The 2,622-nt window shown below is 32.9% G+C and carries 3 protein-coding genes; all 3 read right to left on the bottom strand.

Features of this window, described 5'->3' with window-relative positions; translation table 11 throughout:
* Positions 1-200: 200 nt before the first annotated feature.
* On the bottom strand, positions 201-1,157 hold the full coding sequence (locus WA327_RS08425; RefSeq protein ID WP_336068593.1) for an eIF2A-related protein: 957 nt from the start codon (positions 1,155-1,157) through the stop codon (positions 201-203).
* Complete coding sequence (locus WA327_RS08420; RefSeq protein WP_336068590.1) at positions 1,154-1,804, bottom strand: hypothetical protein; 651 nt, start codon at positions 1,802-1,804, stop codon at positions 1,154-1,156. The genes WA327_RS08425 and WA327_RS08420 overlap by 4 nt, the downstream gene beginning before the upstream one ends.
* A gap of 166 nt (positions 1,805-1,970) precedes the next feature.
* Positions 1,971-2,603, bottom strand: a complete 633-nt coding sequence (locus WA327_RS08415) for a hypothetical protein (protein WP_336068588.1) — start codon at positions 2,601-2,603, stop codon at positions 1,971-1,973.
* Positions 2,604-2,622 lie beyond the last annotated feature (19 nt).

Raw genomic sequence — 2,622 nt, 5'->3', positions numbered from 1 at the left:
CGCTGTTTTCAAAGTTCAGAATTCGCACAATTTTCACACTTAGTTTTTAATTCCGCTATTGTAACCAACGGTTTGGCTATGCGTAGTGCGGGATTTCAAGGCACTTCACTGTCAGCCTGCCGAAAAGTTTGTTTACTGTAATTACTTTCATATCAGCATTTTCTCCCGCATTACGCATAGCTTTTGTTGGCGGTATGTGCTTATTTCCAAACTATCAATTCTTTATTTTCTCCTCCTGTCATGAATTCGTATTTGTCCGAAATGAATTCTATGGATGAAACAGTACCTTTATGTTCATTAGTCAATTGCAGAATTTCACTTTCTTTATTCAAATCCCAAACCCTTGCAGTCTGGTCCGAACTTGCGGACGCTAATTTTTTATTATCAAAACTGAAACTTAAAGATAGCACTGGTTTAAAGTGGCCTTTTAACCTTTTGATTTCTTTTAATTCAGGTGTTAGTATAGTAATTTTTCCGTTTGACATTCCGATTGCAAGATTTGAGTAATCTTGGTTAAAAGACATACACATCAATCCTTCAAAAGGTATTTTGCTTGTCAGTTTTCTTGTGACGAGTGACCAAACTTGGAATTCATCATGACAGCCAAAATATATTTGGTTTGTTTTAGGGTTATAGTCAAAGTCATTTATCTGTTTGTTGACTTGTAATTTTGCTATCAAGTTTCCTTTAATATCATAGAGCAAAGCAACTTTCTCAAAGCCTTGAATTGCGATAAATTCATCACCTGAACTACTAAATTTTGCATTATGTACCCATTCACCTGTCTTTATGCTTATGATTTCCGTTCCATTTGTTAAGTCCCAAACTTTAATTTCACCACTTTTGTCAGTTGAAATCAGTTGTTTTGAATCTAAACTGAAATTAATTGCCTCAATAGATTCTTGATGCCCCGAGAGTTTATATATTTCAGTGTAGTCCGATGAATTTACTATGGTTATTTCAAAAGCTTCATCAAGTTCCTGAAATCCAAGTGGGTCTTCAGTATCATCAGCAATTGCAATTATTTTATGGTCTGGGCTTAATTTAATGCAACTTACTGGTAAATCTGTAGGTATATTTTTGACAATCTTGCCTTTTTGAGCATTCAAGCAATTTGAAGCCAAAAACAGAATGGTTAATATAACAGTTGCTCTCATTGTTCATTTTGTTTTAAAGTTTTTATGCTCCATTTGATAGCATAGAATAGATACCTTAATGGAAAAGATAAAACTCCTATTATTATTAAACATATCAACGAAAACTCCAATCTGTCGTCAAAATCCAACAGTTTATACTTTTCTGTACGAATTTTGCTTTCAATATTTTCTCTCTCATCGATGAGTTTTTCTGCACTAGCATTTTTTTCAACTTCTTTCGGGGTCAATGAATTGTTTTCTATGTAGTCTTCAAAATCAGATAATTTTTTGAATCCTAACAGATCACCCATTTTTTTCTTTAGTCCTGAACTCCATTCATTATTCCATTTGAATTTTAGGCTATCCTTTTCATTTAACTTTTGTAACCTAGACCATAATTCTTTATAAGTCCATTGCTTTGTATGCCATCTGTTTGATTCGCTTATCTCGAAAAATTCCTTCTGCTTGTCGATTTTAGGCGAAAAATGTATCTGAATCTTATTAATACTGTCAGATAAAGACTGAGAAGTGGTTTCTAATTTTTCAATTCGTGATTCAATAACATAGTTGTATGGTATTGTGCAAATAAAAGCTAAGCCAAATACCAAAGCACAAGCAATTAGTGTTAAAAATTCCCTTGCAATTATTTTTTTCTTATTCAGTTTCATTGTGTCGTTTTATCAGCATTACCGCCAACGGTCTCGTATAACCGTCAGTTACGGGATTAAAGATAATGTTTTTCGGTTAAGCACCGACGTTAGCAATTCCGAGTGGATTCGGACGTAGTCGAATCCGCCGTAATTGCGGTTATACATTGTTGCCAGTAGTTTTTATTCATAAGTGACTTAAATTCAATTCCATTTTATTGTTTATAGTGTCTACTTTGAAATAAAACGGTTCAGCTCTATTTATTTCGTTATTGTTATGTTCAAAATCAAATCCGCTGTCATATTTTTTCCACGAACCTTTATTCGATTCCAAGTCCGCGCTATTGAGAATTTGTTCTACAATATTTTGCTCGTCAGATTCTTTATATTCAATTGTCAGTCCGATAGAGTAGTCAGAGTCAAAAGCTCCTTCTGTATGTTCAATAAGATTTTCCAAAACCTCAAAATTCTTTGGAATAATTAAATCCGTTTTTTCTTCAATTAGTGGTTCTATTCTGTCTAAAGCTAATTCTCCGTCTGGTTTGTTCAGCATTCCAGCAAATAAATAAACCATAAATCCAAGAATCAGGAATGGCGTAACAAGAATTGATAATTGGAAAAGTCCAATTACTATTTTACCCTTAAAAAATTGCCAAACTGTTGAAATTAACAATACCAATCCAAAAAACAATAAAGTATAAAATCCAAAGTCTGTGTTTGGAAGTATTATATCAGAAATGAAAAGAATGATTGATATTCCGAAAAATAAAATCGGTAACCACCATTTTGTAACTAAATATTTCTTTAAAATTTCGGTCATTTCAAATTACTGGCAACGG

It is taken from the genome of Mesoflavibacter sp. CH_XMU1404-2, from assembly GCF_037029465.1.
In the GTDB taxonomy this organism is placed as follows: domain Bacteria; phylum Bacteroidota; class Bacteroidia; order Flavobacteriales; family Flavobacteriaceae; genus Mesoflavibacter.
Note: the sequence above shows the minus strand (reverse complement) of the source record. Positions and strands in the feature narration are given on the sequence as shown.

Coding starts and splice junctions, on each gene's coding strand:
- WA327_RS08420 (WP_336068590.1), bottom strand. CDS start 1,804: ATGAAACTGAATAAGAAAAAAATAATTGCAAGGGAATTTTTAACACTA.
- WA327_RS08425 (WP_336068593.1), bottom strand. CDS start 1,157: ATGAGAGCAACTGTTATATTAACCATTCTGTTTTTGGCTTCAAATTGC.
- WA327_RS08415 (WP_336068588.1), bottom strand. CDS start 2,603: ATGACCGAAATTTTAAAGAAATATTTAGTTACAAAATGGTGGTTACCG.